This window comes from Paenibacillus tundrae, from assembly GCF_030812775.1.
Taxonomy (GTDB): Bacteria; Bacillota; Bacilli; order Paenibacillales; family Paenibacillaceae; genus Paenibacillus; species Paenibacillus tundrae_A.
This window is the reverse complement of sequence record NZ_JAUSTI010000014.1, coordinates 51,680-74,371: the sequence shown is the minus strand read 5'-3', so window position 1 is coordinate 74,371 and position 22,692 is coordinate 51,680. Positions and strand designations below refer to the sequence as shown.

The 22,692-nt window shown below is 44.5% G+C and carries 16 protein-coding genes and 1 pseudogene; 12 read left to right on the top strand and 5 right to left on the bottom strand.

From position 1 onward, the window contains the following. The first annotated feature begins 174 nt into the window (after positions 1 to 174). From J2T19_RS21350 to J2T19_RS21325, 6 genes are all read left to right on the top strand, one after another. The gene (locus tag J2T19_RS21350; RefSeq protein ID WP_307219338.1) at positions 175 to 879 is read left to right on the top strand and encodes an ABC transporter ATP-binding protein; all 705 of its coding nucleotides are present in this window, start codon (positions 175 to 177) and stop codon (positions 877 to 879) included. After that, positions 879 to 3,206 (top strand): ABC transporter permease, encoded by a 2,328-nt coding sequence (locus J2T19_RS21345; RefSeq protein ID WP_307219336.1) that lies wholly within the window; start codon positions 879 to 881, stop codon positions 3,204 to 3,206. The genes J2T19_RS21350 and J2T19_RS21345 overlap by 1 nt, the downstream gene beginning before the upstream one ends. A 332-nt stretch (positions 3,207 to 3,538) precedes the next feature. After that, the gene (locus tag J2T19_RS21340; protein WP_307219334.1) at positions 3,539 to 6,910 is read left to right on the top strand and encodes a HEAT repeat domain-containing protein; all 3,372 of its coding nucleotides are present in this window, start codon (positions 3,539 to 3,541) and stop codon (positions 6,908 to 6,910) included. A gap of 243 nt (positions 6,911 to 7,153) precedes the next feature. Next, entirely contained in the window at positions 7,154 to 8,251 is a 1,098-nt protein-coding gene (locus J2T19_RS21335) for a TIGR04053 family radical SAM/SPASM domain-containing protein (RefSeq protein ID WP_307219465.1), read from the top strand. 19 nt (positions 8,252 to 8,270) lie between these two features. Further along, positions 8,271 to 9,782, top strand: coding sequence for a protoporphyrinogen oxidase (gene hemG / locus J2T19_RS21330; protein WP_307219331.1), 1,512 nt, complete (start codon positions 8,271 to 8,273; stop codon positions 9,780 to 9,782). A 188-nt stretch (positions 9,783 to 9,970) separates the two neighbouring features. Continuing rightward, positions 9,971 to 10,678: a DNA alkylation repair protein gene (locus tag J2T19_RS21325; protein ID WP_307219328.1), complete on the top strand. Its 708-nt coding sequence runs from the start codon at positions 9,971 to 9,973 to the stop codon at positions 10,676 to 10,678. Between the two features lie 84 nt (positions 10,679 to 10,762). Here the strand turns inward: J2T19_RS21325 and J2T19_RS21320 are convergent, their stop codons facing one another. Next, positions 10,763 to 11,305, bottom strand: a complete 543-nt coding sequence (locus J2T19_RS21320) for a hypothetical protein (protein ID WP_307219326.1) — start codon at positions 11,303 to 11,305, stop codon at positions 10,763 to 10,765. A gap of 81 nt (positions 11,306 to 11,386) precedes the next feature. Beyond that, complete coding sequence (locus J2T19_RS21315) at positions 11,387 to 11,989, bottom strand: hypothetical protein (RefSeq protein WP_307219324.1); 603 nt, start codon at positions 11,987 to 11,989, stop codon at positions 11,387 to 11,389. A gap of 369 nt (positions 11,990 to 12,358) precedes the next feature. Here J2T19_RS21315 and J2T19_RS21310 point away from each other — a divergent pair, with 369 nt between their 5' ends. Then, on the top strand, positions 12,359 to 13,531 hold the full coding sequence (locus J2T19_RS21310) for a DUF4317 domain-containing protein (protein ID WP_307219323.1): 1,173 nt from the start codon (positions 12,359 to 12,361) through the stop codon (positions 13,529 to 13,531). 196 nt (positions 13,532 to 13,727) lie between these two features. Here J2T19_RS21310 and J2T19_RS21305 read toward each other — a convergent pair whose 3' ends face one another. Together J2T19_RS21305 and J2T19_RS21300 are read right to left on the bottom strand one after the other, a co-directional pair. Next, positions 13,728 to 14,720 (bottom strand): DUF4003 family protein, encoded by a 993-nt coding sequence (locus J2T19_RS21305; protein WP_307219321.1) that lies wholly within the window; start codon positions 14,718 to 14,720, stop codon positions 13,728 to 13,730. Between the two features lie 92 nt (positions 14,721 to 14,812). Next, a complete protein-coding gene (locus J2T19_RS21300; protein WP_307219319.1) occupies positions 14,813 to 15,754 on the bottom strand; it encodes an AraC family transcriptional regulator in 942 nt (313 codons plus the stop codon). Between the two features lie 168 nt (positions 15,755 to 15,922). Here J2T19_RS21300 and J2T19_RS21295 point away from each other — a divergent pair, with 168 nt between their 5' ends. After that, positions 15,923 to 16,942 carry a glycoside hydrolase family 88/105 protein gene (locus tag J2T19_RS21295; protein WP_307219317.1) on the top strand — a complete coding sequence of 340 codons (1,020 nt, stop codon included), beginning with the start codon at positions 15,923 to 15,925 and terminating at the stop codon, positions 16,940 to 16,942. A 13-nt stretch (positions 16,943 to 16,955) separates the two neighbouring features. Beyond that, a complete protein-coding gene (gnpA, locus tag J2T19_RS21290; RefSeq protein WP_307219315.1) occupies positions 16,956 to 19,130 on the top strand; it encodes a 1,3-beta-galactosyl-N-acetylhexosamine phosphorylase in 2,175 nt (724 codons plus the stop codon). 164 nt (positions 19,131 to 19,294) lie between these two features. Here gnpA and J2T19_RS21285 read toward each other — a convergent pair whose 3' ends face one another. Beyond that, on the bottom strand, positions 19,295 to 20,218 hold the full coding sequence (locus J2T19_RS21285) for an alpha/beta hydrolase fold domain-containing protein (protein WP_307219313.1): 924 nt from the start codon (positions 20,216 to 20,218) through the stop codon (positions 19,295 to 19,297). Between the two features lie 181 nt (positions 20,219 to 20,399). Between J2T19_RS21285 and J2T19_RS21280 the strand changes: the two genes are divergently transcribed. From J2T19_RS21280 to J2T19_RS21270, 3 genes and pseudogenes are all read left to right on the top strand, one after another. Then, the gene (locus tag J2T19_RS21280) at positions 20,400 to 21,431 is read left to right on the top strand and encodes a hypothetical protein (RefSeq protein ID WP_307219311.1); all 1,032 of its coding nucleotides are present in this window, start codon (positions 20,400 to 20,402) and stop codon (positions 21,429 to 21,431) included. Positions 21,432 to 21,517: 86 nt separating this feature from the next. Next, positions 21,518 to 22,132, top strand: a complete 615-nt coding sequence (locus J2T19_RS21275; RefSeq protein ID WP_307219309.1) for a hypothetical protein — start codon at positions 21,518 to 21,520, stop codon at positions 22,130 to 22,132. Positions 22,133 to 22,170: 38 nt separating this feature from the next. Next, a pseudogene (locus J2T19_RS21270) lies at positions 22,171 to 22,377 on the top strand (cold-shock protein); the annotation flags it as partial. Positions 22,378 to 22,692: the final 315 nt, after the last annotated feature.

Genomic DNA, 22,692 nt, shown 5'->3' with positions numbered 1-22,692 from the left:
TATATCCCTCCACTGAATTCCTTCTTGAGACGGAGGGTACGATCCTTCGCTTGCATGAGGTCGTTTTTTTACCAAGAGGTATGATGGAACTGAAGTGATTAAAAGGGGATATGGGCTTCATATTAGGCTCTAACTCTTTGGATGCGGCATATAACACGGGAGGAGTTGTGAGTGGTGGGAACACTGATTGAATTCAAACAAGTTTCGAAGGAATATCAGATTGGCGAAGTGCGAATCAAGGCGCTGAACGATGTGAATTTTACGATTGCCGAGGGAGAGCTGGTCGTTATTTTGGGAGCAAGTGGTGCGGGGAAAAGCACAATTTTGAACATCCTTGGCGGCATGGATACGGCTACGTCAGGTCAGGTTATCATCGGCAATCAGGACATTACGAAATGGAACGAAAAAAAATTAACCGCTCATCGTGGGGAGAATGTTGGTTTCGTATTTCAATTTTATAATCTGATCCCGAATCTGAATGCATTGGAAAATGTAGAGTTTGCCACGGAAGTATGCAGAGATCATCTCGACGCGGAGGCTGTACTGAACCAGGTGGGACTGTCGCATCGTCTGCACAACTTTCCATCTCAGCTCTCTGGTGGGGAGCAGCAAAGGGTTGCTATTGCTCGAGCGCTCGCCAAGAATCCTATGCTACTCCTATGTGATGAACCAACGGGGGCTTTGGACTACGTTACGGGCAAGGCTGTGTTGAAGCTTCTTCAAGAAGTAAATCGGGATCACAACACATGTGTCGTGCTGGTCACCCATAATGCCGCAATCGCTCCAATCGCCGACAAGATCATTAAGGTCAAAAGTGGTGGTATCGAATCCATCACAATCAATGATAACAAACAAAGCATCGAAGGAATTGAATGGTGATGAAGAAATTAGTCGTGAAGCTGTTCAGAGATATGAAACAATCCATTGTCCAATGTATTGCGTTAGTGTTGGTCATCGCTGTAGGCGCCTTCTTCTATGCGGGATTAAGTAGCTATAGTCAGAAGCAGCGTGAGTACACCGAGGATTATTTTGCAACATATCACTTAAGTGATCTGAATGTGTATTATGACCGTGTGGCTGTAGAAGATGTAGCACAATTCGCTAAAGTAGACGGAGTTGAACGTATTGAAGCGCGTTATACAACGGATGCATTACAATACTTCGATGGTTATACAGCGGCATTCACTATCCATTCACTGCCGTCCGACAATCAGATCAATAGACCGATGATCATAGAGGGGCGTCTTCCTTCCGAACCTGCTGAGATCATGGTGGACTCGCATTATGCCGAGGAACATTCGTATCAGGTTGGTGATTCGATTCGTTTGAGCACGAATGGAAGAGAAGTGACGTTTGAGATCAGCGGACTGATTGAGAATGTAGAATATGTGAAGAAAAATGCTACGCAAGACCATAAAACCCATGCCATAGCCTATGTTGCCCCAGAAGCGATTCCAAAGATTGCAGGTAGTCTATATTACAATGAATTGCTCATTGATACCAAGGAAGGGCATGATGTGGATTTCATTGCGAAGACTATGGAAGCACAATCCGCAGACCTTTCATATCTAGGGCAAACGAGCAAAGAGCGGTCATTCGGATATGCCCAGATCCAGCAGACCATCTATAACAACGGTATGATGAGTAAAGTAATTCCGCTCATTCTCTTTTTGATCTCAGCGATCATTTTGTTTCTAACCATGTCCAGAACAATTGATTCACAGCGCAATCAGATCGGCATCATGAAGGCTCTGGGGATTAAGAATAGCTGGATTATGTTTCATTACATGGAATATGCTCTGCTGGTTAGTATAATCGGTTCCCTCGTAGGCTGCATCGTAGCCCTCTACGTGTTTATCCCATTAGTCACAGCATCTAGCGCCAAGTCATATTCGTTGCCTGGCATTACATTTGCGCTCTCCCCATGGTCGGTTCTGCCGCCGTTGTTGTTCTCTAGTAGCTTTGGACTCTTGTCCGTCTATTGGAGTGGTAGAACGATACTTAACGAGCGTGCAGCTCATGCCATGCGTCCGAAGCCACCCCGCAACATGAAGAACCTACTGATCGAACGAATTCCCGGAATGTGGAAACGGATTTCCTTCAGCCACAAAATCATTTTACGAAACCTATTTCTGAACAAAAAGAAAGCAGTGGCAAGTTCCGTTGGAACGATGGTGAGCATGGTATTGCTGATCATCGCCGTAGGTACCCAAGCGTCATTGCTGAAAATAGCCAACCAGATTGAGGATGTGTATACCTATGATCTGAGAGTAGATTACAAAATAGGTACTGCGCTTGAGGCAATCGACCTGCCCTCAGATATTCAAAGCCATCACTTCATTTCTACCCTACCTGTGGAACTCGTAGAGGCGAATAACAGAGAGAATGCGACGATTGTCGTGATGGAAAAAGAAAACAACCTCATTCAATTGTTTGATCAAGCAGATCGACCAATAGCTATGGGGGATCATGGCGTGATTGTACCGAAATCCTATGCGGATCATTACAACATCGTAGAAGGCGACTTCATTCAACTGCGCTTCACGCAGCCGGAGCGACGGAATCAATCTGTAACGATGGAGGTTGCCCAGATTACGAATCAGTATAATCACCCATCCTTTTATATCACTCCAACCTATTTGGAGAGCTTCAGGGTCGATTATCATCCAACCTCGATGTTAATTAAAGCTAATAATGATACGGAGTTAGCAGGCATACGCCAGTTTTTTGAACAGGATCAACGTGTGAACTCGCTTACGGATAAGCAGGAAATTCAGGAATCGGCCAGATATATACTGAATCAGAATCAGTTTATGTTTGTGATGTTCATCATAAGTGCGGTAATTCTCTCCTTGGGAGCCGTCTACACAATCTCTTCTATTAACATTCATGAAAGGAATAGAGAATTAGCCACACTCAAGGTTCTGGGTTATCCCATAGGTAAAATCAATCGTCTTATTTTTAAGGAAAACATTATATTAACTGGCTTGGCAGCTGTTATTGCCGTACCTTTAGGTATGTACTGTTTTACAATTGTGATCAATGCATTATCTAGTACCCATCAACAAATCCCAGATCAATTAAATGTAACAGGCCTACTGATTTCCATACTACTGGCGTTCCTGCTTACCATGTTGTCCAACCTGCTATTGAGAAGGAATATCGCCAATATTCATATGACGGAATCGCTAAAAAGCGTAGAGTAGCATAGTGACAAAAGTGAGTATACAAACAATTGACGCAAAACAACGATATTCCGGAATTGGTGTTGATGCTTAGCACATAAAATTGATGCAGGAGAAGGGTAGCAAAATAGATAGAAATTAATGTGATATGCCCCCACCATTAATCACAGTAGAAGAAGCAAAAATCTCTACGATGATGAATGGTGGGATTTTTTTGCAAAACCTTTAGCTGGTGTTAAGCGTATTAATGATTATGATGATTTGAGAGATTTTGTATTCTGTGGAGTTAAACAGGAGATATCTCTGTATGAATGCTCAGACGGTTACATGGAGACGAAGGGAGAGCAGAACCAATGACACTTAATCCAACACCACTAAACCAAGGACAGCTCTTGAAGGAGCTAGACACACTAGGGTATTCGAATAGGATGAAACAAATGGCGCTACTGGCGCGTGTGCACCGAGAAGATAAGGGCTATTCAGCGTTACTAATAAGCTTGCTGGAGAGCGGCACCGCGTACGAGGCACATTTAGCGCTGACTGGCGCTCAAGTCGCTAAGGATGCACAGGCTGTACTGTTCGCTATGCAGCATCCTAAGGCAGGGGTCAGGGGACGGGCAGCTAGATTGTTGCCGGAACTTATCACCGATCCCGAATATGCCATTGAATCCGAGATCACAACGATGTCGCACCATTGCCGTCGCCATTTGTTGCAAAGCATTGTGAACATCGGTAGAGAGGATTGGGCAGAGCGATTGTTGCCGGTTGTGCATACTCGCTGGGGAGCCCATGAGGCTGCTGTGTTATTGTCTATATGCAGCGAGGAGACGGTTCGTAGCCGGCTCTCCGACTTAGGTTATGCGGTACATAATTGGCGGAAGTTAACGAGACGTTTCCCGGATCTGGTTGCTGAATATCTGGAAAATGAGCTGCAGAAGGCTACGCATCGGGAAAAGGGATATGTATGGTGGACACTTTCTTCCGCCGTTGAGAAACTTAGTGTTACAAGACCGGCTATCGTTATAGATTGCGCCCTGAAGTATGGACCGAAGGACGAGATTCATCCTGTCCTTAAGCGGCATTTAGGTATGCTCATCCAGGCTAACCCTGAGGGTGTATTTGAACTGCTGACAAGAGAAGAGGCAAGAGGGTATCTTCTGAATCATGGGGTGCCCGCAGGTATTTTGAATAAAAGAAAGTGGTTTACGACAGCGCAGTGGACAACACTGGTCACCTTGCTTGCCGATCAGCCTGTGCATGTTGCTAAGGTGCTGGATACACTCGCTCCATCATCTCGTCAAGCGATGTTTGACGCCGCATATCCAGAAGCTGAGCGCAAAACACGTGTATTTCCTACCTCATTGTTAGATGTGTTGCCACACCAATTACGGGATAAGGTAGCTGCGCGGATGCTGGAGCTCCGAGAGATTCGCGATGATCAGTATCAGACGCTTGAAATTACAGCAAGGCGTTTGATTGGACATGTGAGAGCGGAGCTAGAGGGATCAGTTCAAGTATCTAATGCGGATGAGCGTGCCCTAGCTTATAGGCGGTTGATTCAGAGCACAATTCTATCTCGGCGCGGTATGGATGATACACTACATTTCTTGATTCGAGTCAAAAACGACCAAGATCCAGTTCGATTTGCAGTTATATCAGAACTGTCGAACTGTCCCGCGCACATGTTCAAGGAGGAGCATATAGAGGATCTAACAGTCTTGATAGATAGTGTGGTTGAAGCACGAGATACCTCATATGGAACGAAGAACGTGACGGAAAGATTGGCTTTTGACTTACTGAGGGAGCATGTACTGGAGCCAGAGAGTAGGCTGTTTAAATTCGCTTTGCGAACTTTTGAGAGAATGGTTATGCGGGATGGGCAGTTTGTGTTGTTCGCCAAAGATTGGGATAGCATACCGAATCATGCCCTTCAGATTTTGTTTGATGAGATTTATGCTTTTGCCACGGAAGCTAACAAACGTGAAAATGACGATGTAGTCCTACGGATGGCGGATGCGTTCGGTAAAGCTGTAGAGCGATTGCCGAAGCTCCAACACCTGTTAGAGCAACTGGTCAAAACTCAAAAGTTCCCTGCACAGGCTGTTCGGCACTGGCTAGCTTCTTATAAAACGCGGGATGAGAGAGTCAGAGAGCTGCTCGACAGAGATCCGTCCTTCATTGCTTTCTATGAGGTGTTCAACCATCTGCATTTGAAACGACAAGAGTGGCTCGATCCGTTTATCTCAGGAAAAGTTATTAAAGGAAAACATCTATCGGGCAAAACGATCTATCTTGTGCCAGTCTATAATGGCTTTTACCGTTGGCTGCCACGTCAGCAGAAAGCACTAGCTACCTTGCTAGAGCGAGTCGCATTAGATGCCAAGCGCAGTTTCCATGAGCGTGCATCGGCGATGAGAAACCTTGCGAGTATGCCCGACTATGCTTCGGGCCAACTGGAAGTCCTCTTGCAGGACAAAGAAGTACACGTCGTTGAGGCAGCGCTCCATGCGTATTCGCTACTGGAAGAGCCGGAGAAAGCACTCCCTATTTTGTTAGACAACCTAGAGGGAGACCGAGCACGTGTTGCGATGTATTCCATTCCTAGATGCGCACGCAGAGTAAGTCCTTTGTTGTTAACGTCCATTCTCTCCGAATTATTAAACCGGGAGAAGCTGAAAGTTACGGTTAGAAAAGAAGCAATTCGACTTCTGGGCGCTTATAAAACGAGTGAGAGCATGTCACTGCTCGTTCGGGAATACGAGAAACCGAATACGCACAAAGACGTGATTATTGCCATAGGGCATGCAGCAAGACAGTGTCTTGACGAAGAACGTAGCTGGGGGATGATGAGCACGATGGCTTCGTCTCCACAGCGGGACATCGCAAGGAGTTTGCTGAATCAGCAGCCGGGTGATCTTCCCGCGTCCGCGCGTCCGCGGTATTTGCAGTGGATTACAGAGATTGCAGGTCACACGGATTCGACCGTAGCAAAAGAAGCTTTCCGAGCAATGACCCAGTGGGTGAACGGGAACGAAGATGTGATTGCGGCTTGCGCGAGCAGAGCACTCGGGGATCTGCAAGATGGCACACGTTGGAAGGCGGCACGTGATACACTCATTGCAACTTGTCATGATGGCCAAACGAATGAACAGGTCATCGCCTTGTGCAGACAATTGGCTGATACTGCAACGACCGCTGATTGGAATGCCGGAACTGAGCGAGATCTGCCACACCGGCAGCGTTTGCTCGCCTTAATTGATAAACTTGCCTCATTGCCTCGCCCTGTTAGGCGGTTACTTGTTCCTTTATATGAAGGCTTAATTGAATGTCTCCAGTCTCAAGATACGATGAAACCTTCTATAATTAAGTTGCAATTAGCTATGACGGATTGGAGCAATACAGAAGGAGCGGTCGCTAGTTTGAATGCTGTTATTCCGATGGTAGATGGACAGCCTTATTTGCTCGACTTTGCCTATCATCAGATCGCCCGGGTCGTCAATGGCAGCGTAGGTTACTGGAAACCAGAGGGGCTGCTTGAACTCGTGGATCGGTTGAACGCTCAGCCGCAGATCGCTTCCTCATATATAGGTCTTTCGCTGTTGAAGATTGCCGGTAAGGCTCTATTATGGAACGAGGCTTCTGCCGATCGGTTAAGGACTTATCGAAATCATGAACATGAGATGATCCGCATGATGGCATTGGATCTGTGGACTGTTGTTGAATAAAAACACGATTTGAATTCGCTAGTGTTTATAACTTCAGTTCGAAGTTACATGAATATAAATAATCAAAGACCGGTCTTACCTCCATACGGCGGTGAGTCCGGTTTTTTTGATTTATTTTCATACAAGTGAGCAGGCGATCTAGGACAAATACATAATTGTGATTCATCTCACTTTCATGCTATTCCAGCTACTTTAAAATTAATGGAATGTGTATGAGGAGGAGAATGGATGATGAAACCTCAAATGATGCCTCAGATAAAACCGCGAGATTATGCTAAATATCCGTTCATTGTGATCTGGGAGGTCACACGAGCGTGTGCTCTGAAATGTCTTCATTGCCGTGCGGAAGCCCAGTATAGAGCAGACCCAAGGCAGCTGACAACAGAACAGGGGAAAAAATTGATCGATGACATCGCGGCAATGGAAGAGCAGCCGTTATTTGTGTTTACGGGTGGTGATCCGTTAATGCGACCGGATTTATTTGAGTTGGCAGAGTACGCCATTAAGGAGAAGCAGCTTCCTGTCTCCATGACACCAAGTGCTACACCCAAGGTGACGCGTGCTGCAATAACAAAAGCCAAAGAAGTGGGTTTATCCCGCTGGGCATTCAGCCTGGACGGTTCGACAGCGGAGATCCATGACCATTTTCGCGGAACGAAGGGTTCTTACGATATGACGATGAAGGGAATCCAGTATCTGCAAGAAGCCGACATTCCGATTCAAGTGAATACCACTGTTTCCCGATACAACCTGCACGATTTGCAGGCGATTAGCCGCAAGGTGAAGGAGATGGGCGTGGTTCTGTGGAGTTTATTTTTCCTGATCCCGACAGGGAGAGCCCAAGAGAAGGATATGATTAGCCCAGAAGAGCATGAAAAGGTCATGAAGTGGATGGTACGTATTGCGCAAGAGATGCCTTACGGTGTGAAATCGACGGAAGCACCGCACTATCGGCGAGTGATGATGCAGGAGCGCCGGACAGCGGGAATGGAGACGGGGAGTGCCCCATTGAAACGGGTGGACATGCTGGGGCGTGCACCTCAAAGTGTGAATGATGGTGACGGGTTTGTATTTATCAGTCACACCGGCGATGTGTATCCTAGCGGATTTCTGCCTGTTGTGTGCGGCAATGTGAAGGAGCAATCAATTATTGATGTGTACAGGAATTCTCCAGTAATGCAGACGTTGCGAGACAAGTCTCAATTACAGGGCAAATGCGGTGTCTGTGAATTTAAAACCATGTGCGGTGGATCAAGGGCAAGAGCGTATGCGCTTACGGGAGATTATATGGCGAGTGATACAGCGTGTGCCTATATTCCGTCTGCGCTGCGACAAACATAATATTGGTGGGAAGTGTGAAATGGATAAACAACGCAGGAAGCAAATCGTTATTGCTGGAGGAGGAATCACGGGACTCAGTACAGCTTATTATGTAGAGCAGTTGTGCAGGGCGCACGCGATCGAAGCAGAGATCGTGTTGGTGGAGAAAAGTGATCGGTTCGGCGGACATGTGCATACTGGGAAAAAGGATGGATTTGTCATTGAACGGGGGCCGGACTCGTTTCTTGCCCGCAAAACTTCCATCATTGAACTGATGCAGGAGCTGGGCATCGGGGATGACATTGTTGGCACAAGACCTGGGATATCCCACAGCTACATTGCTTATCGGAATCAGCTGCATCCCATCCCGGATGGCTTTATGCTTGGCGTACCGACGAAGTGGAAACCGTTCCTTACAACCAAGCTGATATCTGTACGGGGGAAGGTGCGAGCTGCTGCTGATCTTGTTTTGCCAAGAAAGTCGAATGTGGAAGATGAGTCTCTAGGACAACTGCTCCGTAGACGTCTGGGAGATGAGGTGCTGGAACAGATTGCTGAGCCACTGTTGGCAGGAATCTATGCAGGCAATGCAGATGCTCTAAGTGTGCAGGCTACCTTTCCGATGCTGCAAGAAACCGAACAAAAGCATCGGAGCTTAATTGTAGGCATGCTTGGTGTGCGGAAGAGCAGGGCTCCGAAGCAGACGACGCAATCGAGCCAGACGACAAGTAAAACTACAAATAAAAGTACAAGTAAAACTGGAAGTGGTAATGGTAGTGGTAGTACAAGTACGGTGAAGAAAAGCATGTTTCTAAGTGCCCGTGGAGGGTTGGAAGAGGTCGTAACTCATCTCGAAAAGTCGTTATCCTCCAGTATTAATATGATGAAGAATACGGAAATATCAGGTGTCACACATGAAGGGGAACGTTATGTTGTTCACTTGCATAATGGAACGAAGCTTCATGCAGACGCAATGGTAATCGCTACTCCAGCCCATGTAGCAGCTAGGTTATTGCCAGATGAGTCTATATCCAAGTTATTGCAAACTATTCCCTATGCATCTGTGATGAATGTTGTACTTGCTTATCGCGAGCAGGATGTGGGCATCTCCTTGGAAGCATCGGGCTTCGTCGTCCCTCGTAAAGAAGGACGTACGGTAACCGCCTGCACCTGGACGTCTTCCAAATGGGCACATACGGCTCCAGAAGGTCATATTCTGTTACGAGCTTACGTGGGCAAATACGGCCAGGAGAATGATGATCAGCTCTCAGATGAGAAGCTGGTGCACCATGTACGCCGTGAACTGGAAGAGATGATGGGCATATCTGCCGAGCCGATCTTCACGGAAGTGAACCGACTTCCCGATGCGATGCCACAATATAAGGTGGGACATCTGGAACGTATGCAGGATCTGGATGATGCATTGGCAACGGTTATGCCAGGTGTGTACCTTGGTGGTGGGGGATACCGAGGAATTGGAGTTCCGGATTGTATATCCCAAGGCAAGGCTATGGCAAATAAGTTGTTAACCAGATTAATAGATATGGCTTAATCCAATTGTCGCTGCTCTTCTAGAGAGGCGGCTTTTTGCTTTTTTTGGGTGCGTACGTGAGCATTAAAATTGATATCGTATGCCTCTTCTGAATGTATGACGTTAGAACAACTGTGATAGAATACAAACAGGTCTATTCATTTCATTAATGATCAATATTGTTTCTATAGAAAGGGGCATATCCTCCAATGAATCTGGAAGAAGTGATGCAGGAGCTTGAATCCTTGGGTAAGGAACGGACGAAAAAAATATATATGTCTAATGGTGCGCACGAGCCACTTTTTGGTGTTGCTACTGGTGCGATGAAGCCGATGTCCCGCAAGATTAAGAAAGACCAGGCACTTGCCGATCAACTCTATGCTACGGGCAATTATGATGCGATGTATTTTGCTGGCGTTATTGCTGACCCCAAAGCGATGACTGCAGCGGATTTTGAGCGTTGGATGGAAACGGCATATTTCTACATGATTTCTGATTATATCGTAGCGGTCACACTCGCGGAGACGGATATTGCTCAAGAGGTTGCCGATGCTTGGATTGCGAGTGGGGATGAGCTGAAGATGTCAGCAGGCTGGAGCTGTTACTGTTGGTTGCTCGGAAGCCGGAAGGATGGTGAGTTCTCCTCAGATAAGCTAGAAGCCATGCTGGAACAGGTGAAGGACACGATTCATGATTCGCCGGAACGAACAAAATTTTCTATGAATAACTTCATATATACTGTAGCGACATCCTATCAACCTCTACATGATCAGGCCGTGGAGACGGCTAAGATGGTTGGCCCTGTTGAAGTGAACAAGGACAAGCCTAAGAGCAAGCTAATACAAGCTTCTGAGAACATTCAGAAGGCCGTGGATCAAGGGCGGATAGGTTTTAAGCGCAAATATGTAAGGTGTTAGTACGAGATTGGATGAAGAAAACCGCTACCTATAAAGGAGCGGTTTTCCTATTCTACTAGGTGCACACCATAATTACGTATACTATCACAATTTCTTCATTCTAAGGATAGGATCTTGATCATGAAATGCAATACAAACTGCGAGTGAACTTCCACCAGATAGTGATTGATATGCTTTGGCATAAGATACAACAGTTCTAGTGATTAAGTAAATGGTTGAACCGAGAGCTGTCTCATTACCATCAAATCCTTCTAACGCATAAATGTCAGCAAACGCTTCTAAAGAAGGACCTTCTAGATCCTCAAGCCAATCACTAGCCCAATCATCATCATGATCCTCAAGTCTACTGTATTGCTCACAAATATAAAAAGTGCTATCCCAGTTGTTATCTAAATCATATTCAAAGTAGATTGCTTTGGCCGATTGTTGCTGAGCCAATGTAATAGATTGATGAAGGCCAGATTTAAGATCATGCACATACTCATTTAAGTTTACTTGTTTAATTGCAAGGGCTCGATCCACTCCAGCTAACTTGGAACAAATACGAAAATATTTTTCTTCAATTTCTTCAAGGTGCGTACCACTTAAATCTACTTGTAGTTCATCTAAATACTGGAATATATCCATCGGGCTACCTCCATGTTATTAAGGCTGAGTTTAGGCTGATATATTTTGTGGTTAACATGAGTTTATTTTCACTTGAAGGAACTATCTACCATCATTAATGGCTTTGAAGAGTAGTTCTTCGTAAGCCTTCACACTATCGCTATCTACTGCTTCTGCCCCTGTAAACACATTCTTAGTGTTGTGATAGAAGGCAAGAGCGAAGTCCCTTACAACAGAAACATCGTGATGTTCTAACACAATGGCTTGAAATAAATTGTTTAACATGTACTCTGCATTCGAGCCGTCTTCGAGATATTTAAAACTAATAAACTCCTGAAGGACATGGTACTTAAATTCTTCGAGTTCATCTGTTGTAGGCTTGTACTCCCGAGCAAGCTTTTCGGTAGCTTCCGCTTTGGCTGTAGGTGACAGATTGCTGTCAGCCAACTCGTTCACTTTTGATTTCCAATCTACAGAAGCCTGTTCTATCTGATCATTCTGTTCCGACTGTTCGACGGCACTGGTCGTAGATACTTCCTCTTTTGCCACATCCGTATTTTCTGCTTCAGTTGCTGCTGTACTTTCTATATCTTCTGTACTTTCAGTACTTGCTGGTGCAGTCTCTCTTGCCTTTGTCGTTGCATTGCACGCACTCAACACGGAAACTACAATAAAGGCTGATAAAACGAGTATTAATTTCTTCACAATATTTCCTCCATTGGTATGTAATCTTAATAAGTCTACCAGATGATATGTGAAGTTTCTACGTTCATTACAAGATATGTAGGTATAAAAAGGTTACTATTTGCTCCGATTTGTATGCTCACGTCATTTGGTGATAATAAGGTAAAATGCCACAGATTGATTCTCATTCATCCGCATCATTATATGATATAATTTTTCACTGAGCGTACAAAAATGGAGAGCAAGCACAGTTATATGTAGCTACTCCATACCTGCGCCCCGATCGCAATCTAGCATAGGTGGAAGACTTCAAAGGCAGCATTCATGTCTAGCATATGGGAGCTGCGGATAGATAAAAATCATTTTATTATAGGAGTTGTCTAACGGAACATGAATAAAAAAGAAGTCGCGCATATACGCAAACAATTCAAATTGGATCACGATCTACTGAATATTTACGATATTCTTAACGTCTATATTACGAAGGAAACGAATGAGGTCTACCATTGGGAGCGCCACCCGTTTGAACTCGTGGATCGGGAGAAGCAAGAGCTATACATGGGGAATTTCAAAAAACTGCTGACCGGCGAACTGGATCAGAAATTGTTCGAGCTGAAGTTTCAAGAACAGGCAGAAGAGCCTGCACAGGTGATGCTGCACCAAGCACTCGTAACAGGTGATCCGGACGAATGGTCAGACCTGATGTTGCTGCTTGTGGATCGTATGCTGACCGATGCGAAGTATGAGCGGGACATGGTAGTTACGTTTGTTAAGGGGCAATACTATCTGCCAACTCAGGCTAGAAACGAAGCAACGGAAGAGAGTGAGAAGAACGAAGTGTTTGCTCATCCCTTCATTCTGTGTAGCGTAAACTCAACGGAAAAACAAAAGAAGACAATGTTGTTTGACTATGTGGAACGGGAGTTTAAGTATAATGTCATTGTTGATCCGATTATCAAATTGAGCACGCCAGAGCAGGGGTTCCTGTATCCGAGCGTGACAGATAATTATTCTGACGTAAATCGTGTTCTATACTGTACTGGGAAATCCAATTTTCCAGATCCACACTTTGTAGAACAGGTGTTGAATGGCGATCGGTCTGTGACAGCACTGGAGGAACGAGCCATCTTTGAAGATATCGTGAAAGAGATCACGGGGGAACAAATGGATGCGTCTACCCTTGCTCATGTATATGAAGAGATTAATCGAGTGATTGAAGTGAGTGAAGAATCACACGAGGAAGAGCCGCCGAAGCTTGATTACAAGGATGTGGAGCGTGTACTCACTGCGAGCGGAGTAGAGGATCTGACCGAGGAGAAAGTAGAGCGGGCATTTGAGACAATTGTGGATAACAAGAACTATGAGTTGAAGGCCAATAGTGTCATGCCGAAATACACTTCCAAATCGATCAAAATTGATACTAAGGTAGCCACAATCTCTGTCAGTCCGCAAGATCTGAAATACGTAAGACAAGTTAACTATCAGGGGAAACGCTGCATTATGATTGAGGTTGATGAGGATGCTGTAATCGAAGGATTTACACTTACTACAGAGAACTTATAAGAATTTAATGATATAAAACTTCCAAGGTATGAATTACATTCCCTATACGACAGTCAAAAGCCCGATGTCTAAGCGATAAACCGCCAAGGCACTGGGCTTTTTTCACTTTTTGGTTATAGGAAATACGTCTCCGAAGAAAACTGTTTCGGATTCATTCGTGAAGTGGCGTTTGTGCTAATAGATGCTTATCGCTGCATCAACTGCTGCTGGACGAGGATGCTGCCGCAGCAGCAGATGCAGCGGCGGCGGCCATTGCTGCCTGCTGGGCAATGAGCATATTCACAATGCTGGTCGATAGGCTTGTGGTGAGCACGCCTTTTTGCAAATTCTCAACGTGACTTGTAGCAACGAGCGCCGAAGAATGAAGCAATAGCTCTTGTTTGGTAACTGACCAGGGACCAAATCCTTTTTGCTGACGTAGCTCTTCAAAGGTTTGACTAACCTCCTCCACAATTGTACCTGTGTCAATGGGGAGTAGGGAGAGTACACCCAGTGTAGGCAGGGTTTGTGCTTTGTCCATCCGCAAGCCTGTTGCGCGGAATACGTCATTTAATTCAAGTAATCGCGTTCCGACCTGCGTTGAATGCTCACCTAGAGTCAGCACCTGAGTTAATGTGTGCAAGCCATTCCCCGCGGAGAATTCGCGTCGTAGCTCCGTGTAGAGCTCCTCCATCCGTGCAACCGCCGGCTCAGGCTCTAGTGTGGACAGTGCAAGCATGGAGGCAAATATGTAGTCATCCTTACCTGTCAAGAAAGAATGCTCTGTCTTCATTAGGTCATAGAATAGTTTAGCTCGTTGTACGGCGTCTTCGAATTGTTCTTTAGGTGTATGTGCGGCTATCTGGTACGCCGCGATGACGAGATAATCCGAGGCGCGGAATTTATGTTCTTTCATCATGTCATATACCATCAGACTGTCGGCCAGTAAGTCTTCTCGTTCTGGAGCAAGCGTGAGGAATGAAGAGAGCAGGATGGCCGTATTCCCTCTGAAGGTGGAGAACAATCCGGTATGTTCTTTAATACGGTCGTGGCTGATCTTAATCCCATCCGTATCGACGGTTTTATTTTCCGATGTGTACAATAAGGCTGCAAGGCGATGAATCATTGCATTTTGCCATTTAAAAGCTTTTTTCATCATGTGAGTGTTGGAAACGAATAATTCAATTCTTGCCGTGTGTTGCTCTAACATAAGTCGTCCTCCTGCCAAGTTAATGTCATTCTACCATTATTACAACTAATTTTAATAAGTTATTAAAATGCTTTAATGAAGTATCTATCATTTTATACCCAACCTGTGAATTCGAGAATGGATGCTTTAGCAGATTGAGCTTCAGACTGAGCTGCCTTTCGCCATGCTTTTGGCGATTGTCCCATTAGTTTGGCGAAGCAGCGATTAAAGCTGGAGATGGATCGGAAGCCAACTTGCTCAGAGATGGAGAGGATTGACGCATCCGTGCTTTTCAATCGTTTACAGGCTTCCTCAATTCGAGTACTGTTCAGAAAATCGAGCGGTGTAGTCCCCATAAGCTCGTGAAACTTACGGCGAAAATGTGTGGTGCTCAGATGGCATAAATCAGCGAGGTAATCGATGCTTACAGGCATCATATAATTTTTGGTGATAAACTCCAGTACCGGTGAAATGACCAACTCTCCTTGAAGGTCAGGCTCCTGATCCTGTTCAGACCAGTTCTCGTTGCTTGCATGAATACGAAGCAGCTCGATATATAAAGACATTAACAAGCCATATGCGCTCTCTTGATAGTAGGGGGACTGCTGTTTGATTTCTTCTACGATGGATGTTGCGAGCGTGTAAATCTTCGGATGCTGCTCTTTATTCAAAATGCAATTCATTCCCTGGATTGCCCACAGGTTAGGTTCGATGTGGCTTTGGGCTGTTTTCAGTGAGTGACGGAAGAGCTCTTCTGGGGAAAAAAAGATATACGCCCACAAGCTCGCGGTATTAGGTGAACTGTATGTAGTGTGCGGAAGATAGCGGGGAATAAATGTGATGTCCCCTGCTCGAAAAGGCACAGATTCCCCCTTAATCTCCATAATGCCTCCATCGGAATAACAGATGCCAATCTCCATGTGATTATGAAAATGAAGGTGTTCACTCTTGATATCCGATATTTTCCAGCGATCCCCACTGAGCAGCAGCACAGGAAAATCAATAGGTAGGCTGTAATGCCGGTATTCAATAACAGGTTTCTTTTTTTTTGGCATATTCGATGCTCCCATTCATAAATGATTGAAATTGCGCAGTTTTGTTGCGAATATGCTTAGATTGAGACTATTTTACTGCGTAAAATGGAATAAGTAAAGCGTTTACAAATTGAACGGACACCTCTCAGGGCGCACTTGGGGGTGTGTACGCAGGAGAGGGGAATTACAATGCTTCAAGTGAAATATGACAGAGAAGAGATTCTTCAGGTTATTGATCGGGTTACCAAGAAAACGCTGGATATGGATTTGACATGGGATTGGCCCTGCGGTGTAGCCTATTACGGAGTATCTAGAGCCTACCAGACGACAGGCAACCAAGAGATTCTGGACAGGCTTGTGAAGTGGGCAGACGAATATATTGAGCTGGGTCTACCGAGCTGGACAGTAAATACATGTGCGATGGGGCATATGCTGATAACACTTTATGAAGAGACAGGAGATCAGAAATACTGGGATATTGCGATGAGCAAGGTGGATTATCTCCAGAATCATGCGCTTCGTTTTGGAGACAATGTGCTTCAGCATACGGTATCGGTTGCCAATGATTTCCCGGAGCAAGCATGGGCAGATACGTTGTTTATGGCGGCGTTTTTCCTGCTTCGTGTGGGTAGCAAATTGAAGGATGAGGCGATGATTCAAGATGCTTTGAATCAATATTATTGGCATATCAAATACCTTCAAGATCCAAGCACGGGTCTGTGGTATCACGGCTACAACAACGTGAACAAGGATCACATGTCCGGATTCTACTGGGGAAGAGCGAATGCTTGGGGAGCATACACGATGTCTCAGGTAAAACCTCAGTTGAAAGAGTGGTACTTGTACCCGCAATGTATGGACGTAGAGTGTTCACTGCGCGATCAATTGGCAGCGCTGAAGCTGCTTCAGACAGAGAATGGCCTGTGGCGGACAGTTTTGGATGATGCTGAATCGTATGAGGAAGTATCTGCATCCAGCGGAATCGCAGCAGCGATGATTAATAACGGTAACCCGCTTCATACCAAGTATGTGCAGAAGGCGCTGGAAGGCATTTTGCAAAATATTAGTGAAGACGGTCGTGTCCTAGGGGTATCCGGTGGCACTGCAGTAATGAAAGACCGGGATGGGTATCGCAATATTCCTAAAGATTGGATTCAAGGCTGGGGTCAAGGGCTCACACTCGCTTTTCTGTCCGACATGTTGAGATAGGGAGGGAACGAAGTTGTCGAAAACAACGAAAGGCTCTTTTACATTACCGGGCGAATCCGGTTATGAGACGTTAACACTGGAACTTGCTGAGCGCTGGGGCGCAGATGTCATCCGTGATAGTGATGGTACGAAATTGTCTGATGAGATCATTAATGCCGGGTATGGTATCTACTCGACCATTTGCATTATTCGGGATCATAACGAGTGGGCATCTCGTAATCTAGATAAGCTGCAACAGTGCTTTTTGATTACGAACCCGAAGGTGGCTGTACAAGATTATATTTCCATCTATCTGATGGAGGATTTTTTTGCTGAACAGTTCAAGGTGAATGACTCCAAAGAAGCCTTTAAGTATTGGCAGGTATATGACCGAACGACGGGTGAGGAAGTACCAAGAGAGCAGTGGAATTATGAGCGGGAGTCTGGGAATGTTGTTCTCACCGGCATTGTTCCTTGGCATAAATACACCGTGAGTTTCTTAGCTTATCGGATCTGGGAAGAGATCTCCATGTACAATCACACCACCAATCATTGGGACAAAGAGCATCTCATGCAGATTGATCCGATCTATACCGAGACGCAAACGTACCTTCTGGATTGGATGGAAAAGTGGTGTGTCCAGCATCCGGAAACAACGGTTGTTCGGTTTACATCCTTGTTCTATAACTTTGCCTGGATCTGGGGGAGTGATGAGCGTAACCGCCATTTGTTCTCAGACTGGGGTTCATATGATTTTACCGTAAGCTCCAGAGCGCTGGATCTGTTTGCTCAGAAGTACGGGTATTCATTAACGGCAGAGGACTTTGTGAACGGTGGAAAATACCGGGTTAGCCACATTCCAGCACAGCAGCACAAACTCGATTGGATGGCATTTATTAATGATTTTGTCATTGAATTCGGTAAGCAGTTGATTGATATCGTGCACAGGCACGACAAGTTAGCATATGTGTTCTTCGATGATAGCTGGGTAGGGATGGAACCCTACAATGACCGTTTCGAAGAGTTTGGGTTCGATGGCATGATTAAATGTGTATTCTCCGGTTATGAGGCACGGATGTGCTCTGAGGTTAAAGTGGATACGCATGAGATACGCTTGCATCCGTACCTGTTCCCAGTGGGATTAGGTGGACTGCCTACGTTCAAAGAGGGTGGAGACCCTACACTGGACGCGAAGAAATATTGGATTAACATCCGGCGTGCGCTGTTAAGAGAGTCGATTGATCGAATCGGACTGGGAGGATACTTACATCTGGTCGAGCCTTATCCTGACTTTGTGGCGTATATTGAGAAGATTGCCGATGAATTCAGAGAGATGAAAGAACTGCATCAGGCTGGCAAGCCTTATGAATTGAAGACGAAGGTAGCTATTCTGCATAGCTGGGGCAAATTAAGATCATGGACGTTGTCCGGGCATTTTCACGAAACGTATATGCATGATTTGATTCATATCAATGAGGCGTTGTCCGGGTTACCGGTTGACGTGCAGTTTATTGATTTTGAAGATATCCGTCAGGGAGCACTTGCAGATTGTGACGTCGTGATTAATGCGGGTTCGGCGGGCTCCGCCTGGAGCGGTGGAGAACATTGGAATGACCATACTTGTGTAGATATTCTGACGCAGTGGGTGTATGAAGGGGGAACCTTCATTGGCGTGAATCAGCCTTCGGCAGTTGAAGGGTATGATCACTTTTTCCGAATGGCGCATGTGCTTGGCGTCGATGAGGATACTGGCGCAAGAGTGGTTCATGGTAAATGGTCGTATACCGTGAAGGATGAGCATCAATTAGTTCCTGAAGGAGCGACGATAAAAGGTAAACATAACATTTATCTTACCGATGGAGCAGCAAACGTGGTCAATGATCAAGATGGCGACATTACGCTGTCTACGCATGACTTTGGTAAAGGAAAAGGAATTTATCTGCCTTCATTCGAATTCACTTGGGCTAATGCAAGATTATTGCTTAATCTAATTCGTCTAGCAGGTCATGAGCCGAGTGAGCCAAAATACATTTCAGATAATTGGTATACGGAGTGTGCCTATTATCCAGAAAGTAAAATATTAGTCGTGATTAACAATAGTGATCAGGCTCAGTCCACAACGATTGATACGGAGTATGGGCAACAAACGTTTGAACTCGAACCGTATGATACGGTGATCACGAATATTGGTGTGATTAAGTCCGTATAGGATGCATAGAACCCTATGACTTCAGGTAAAACCTATTAAAAGGCTCAAGCGACTGACGAGACTCGTCTGATGCTTGAGCTTTTTGGGATGTGATGGGCGGTTTAGTTTAAAAGGATAGATTTCGACAGTTCTCTTTATCGACTCTATCTATATAAGTAAGGGAATTAGTATTTAATGATATCAATGATTTTGCGCTGCGCATCTTTGGCTTCAGGAATCGGGTATAACGCGAAGACATGATTCATTTTGGGATAAACAAAGGTATGATGCTCAATGCCTTGGTCTGTAAGAAGTTTATCAAGTTTCATGTTATCAGGAAATAATCCCTCGTGGGTTCCAATAAAGATACTAATTTTTCCAAGCTCTTCAAAATCACCATAGATCGGACTGATAAGTGGATCGTCTAAAGGTTTATCGGCTGCCCAGATCCGTCGAATCACATCATATCCTTCCAAGGCCAGCATTGGATCTCTAGTTTCATAGTCGAAGATAACGGGGTTGTCTAGTACCATATCAACGCATGGCGATAACAAAATAATATCTTTGGACTGTGGCAGAGAATTCATGTTGATGTAATGAGCGAAGCTAAGTGAAATATTGCCCCCTGCTGAATCTCCCATAATGGTGAGTTGAGAGGGTGTTTTTACGGATTTAATCATTTTTCGGTACAGATTTAAGAGCCTCGGATACGTATGCTGATAATTAAAATGTGGTACTTTGGGATAGATTGGAGCGATAACTTTGGCATTCAGCGCTTGTGCCATGCGATCCATGAACCGCCAGTGAAAGGATAAAGGCTGATGGGTATGTGCACCTCCATGGATATAGAGAATAACGTTTTGAGCGCTAGATTGCTGATCATTCAAGGTGAATACCTGCATATCTTCAAAGGAGCATTCGACTATGGTAGACGTTAGTTTAACCTTTCCTAGCTGATAGGGTTTGGTATTCTGGGTACCCATGTGCTCAAGATGCTTCATTGTGTTTTCCCGTGAAGATAAATTTTTCTTGGTATCTAGTAACCCGATATATTTCTCAAAGAGATAGCTCATGACAGAGCGTTTATTAGGATATATAGTTACACTCATTGGTATGCCGCCTTTCATGGTTGAAAAGTAATTCATCTACAGTATAAAGGTTGAAGTATACTTCAAGGTCAAGGCTGAATAAGCGGGTTGCCTATGTATGTTGGTGTGAATCTCACAGTACTAACATGTTATAATTTAGGAAGGATTTTACCTAATAGCAATTACATATTGGAGGAACAACATGGCCAGTTATACATATTCATTTCAAATGAAATTTAATGGCGCATCGGTGAATGGTTCTATAAACAAAAATTTATATCCTTCGTTAGGTGATTCATTAAATACATTAGATGCCTTACATTTTACAAGTACAGGTGAGGATTCCACCATTGTGAATGGTCAGGTAACAACGGACTTCGCGTTTCCCGCTGAGAATTTTAACGTTTATCATGCAGGGAAAAGTTTTGTTTTATTTTCGCTTGAGCCGTGGATAACAAGTACACTTCTACTTCATACTCAATCTGAACGAATCGGAGCGTTAAATTATGTTTATCGTAATGATCCTGTTAAGTTTAAATTGAAGTACCATAGTGATGAGGGTTTTGATAGTTTCTTCTCTGCAGATTCTCCACTGGAAGCGCGTTACATGAGTTATGACAAGGCCGACCCAATAAAACTCCAAGAAATAGAAGAGACACTGCCGAGTATTGCAAACTTTAATAATATTTCTAATGCATCAATCAAAGATGCCCTGCATAGCGCAATGTTTTGGATTCATAGAGCAAATGAGGCGGGTGGTACTCAAGGAATAGATTTTAGTGGACTACACGCGAGGTTTCGGGATCTATGGTCTGCCTTTAATGCTCTATTTTCATTGGAAAGCGTACAAGGGGAAAGAGATAAAATAGTAAACTATATGAATAATCGTCCGTATGCGCGCGAGTTTATTACCAAATATACTGAACAGAACATTCAGGTGATAAGAAGCTTTGCTGATGCTTCGTTGACTTTAAGGAAAGGCAGCCGGTACCCTTCCATTTCGGATGAAGTGAAGCATTTTTTAGATGTAAAACAAAGTGTGGACTCAGCATGCGATCCTGAATTAGCAGCAGATCTCGAAGGGGCGTTGTTGTTAAGTATCTACTCTGTTAGAAACAAAAGTTTCCATGGTGGTGAACTTGAGGCAGCTACACAGCGTGTCAGAGAGTGTATTGATGTATTAGATCGGTTTTTGAAAGTTTGCATTATTGGAGAAATTCGATCTGCAACCTAGATTCTATGTAAGACGTATCATGGAAAGCAATATGTTCTTTTGAAAATTTCATAAACTAAAATAATATCTGTACTGGGGTGATCTTAATGAAAATTAAAGTGGATTTAACTCGCGAGAAATTTGATGATATTAACGGAGTAGATTTCTATGATGGTAAGACGCTGTTTTTTGATATCCCGACTACGCTGCCCAAGAATCTGGAGATAGAGGTGTGGGGCGCGAGCTTGATGCCAGAGTTCGATTGGACTACATATGTAAACCTTGAGGAGGACACACGCCTTAGAGAAATTATAGATAGAAGTAAGAGTATAGCGATACAAATTCAGGGTTTTGGCAAGCTGAGATTGGAAGGGCTAGTAGGCGGCAATATTGAGGTATCACCTCTAGATATAACGGTGAAGGAAGATTATACATATTTTAGAGATCGGCAGGGACAAATCTTGTCTTTTCGAAGAGAATGGAGCATGGAATCTGTAGACTCAACCTGTTATGAATATGGTTTTGATTCAAAAGTGGCATTTCCATTCGGTCATTGTGATCTGAACTTGTATGCGAAAGGCAATGTGGTGTTCGAATTTGATACGGATGATTGTGTGCACTACCATGACTATGTATTGAACCCCAATAGGGATGAAACGTATTTCGGCTTTGTGAAGTGCCAAGAGCTGGCATCGAATACGTTCAAGGATTTTAAAATATGAGGTAGATTGCACATTGTGAAATAATAAGGAGGATGCCAATGGGGAAGTTCAACGGTAAGGTGAAGATGTTTAACAAAACCAAAGGGTATGGCTTTATCTCAGGCAATCATGGCCCTAAAGATGTGAATGTACATTTTAGCAACATCCAGGCAGAAGGGTTCAAAACATTAATCGAAGGCCAGAGCGTTGAATATGATGTAGAAGAAACACCGCGCGGCTTAACCGCGATTCATGTTCGGGTTCTGGAGCGAAATCAAGCGATTGAGCATGACACCGAGGATAAGCTATATTGGTGCCGAGCAGGGGAGATTGAAGAAGAAGCATTTGTCCGTGAAATTGTTCCCCGCATCTCTCGTAATCTTATCGTGCATCCAGACAAAAAGACTCGCAAAACCATGATAGATCTACTGAACACGGATCAAGGAACACTAGCCGATCTCAAAACACAAAAGACACCCTTTTTCTCAGCAGGTCGGTATGGATATGATCCCCAATACACGGTGACTTTCAATCACAAAGATTATGAACATTATAAAAGATTATATCCGACAGCCGCCATA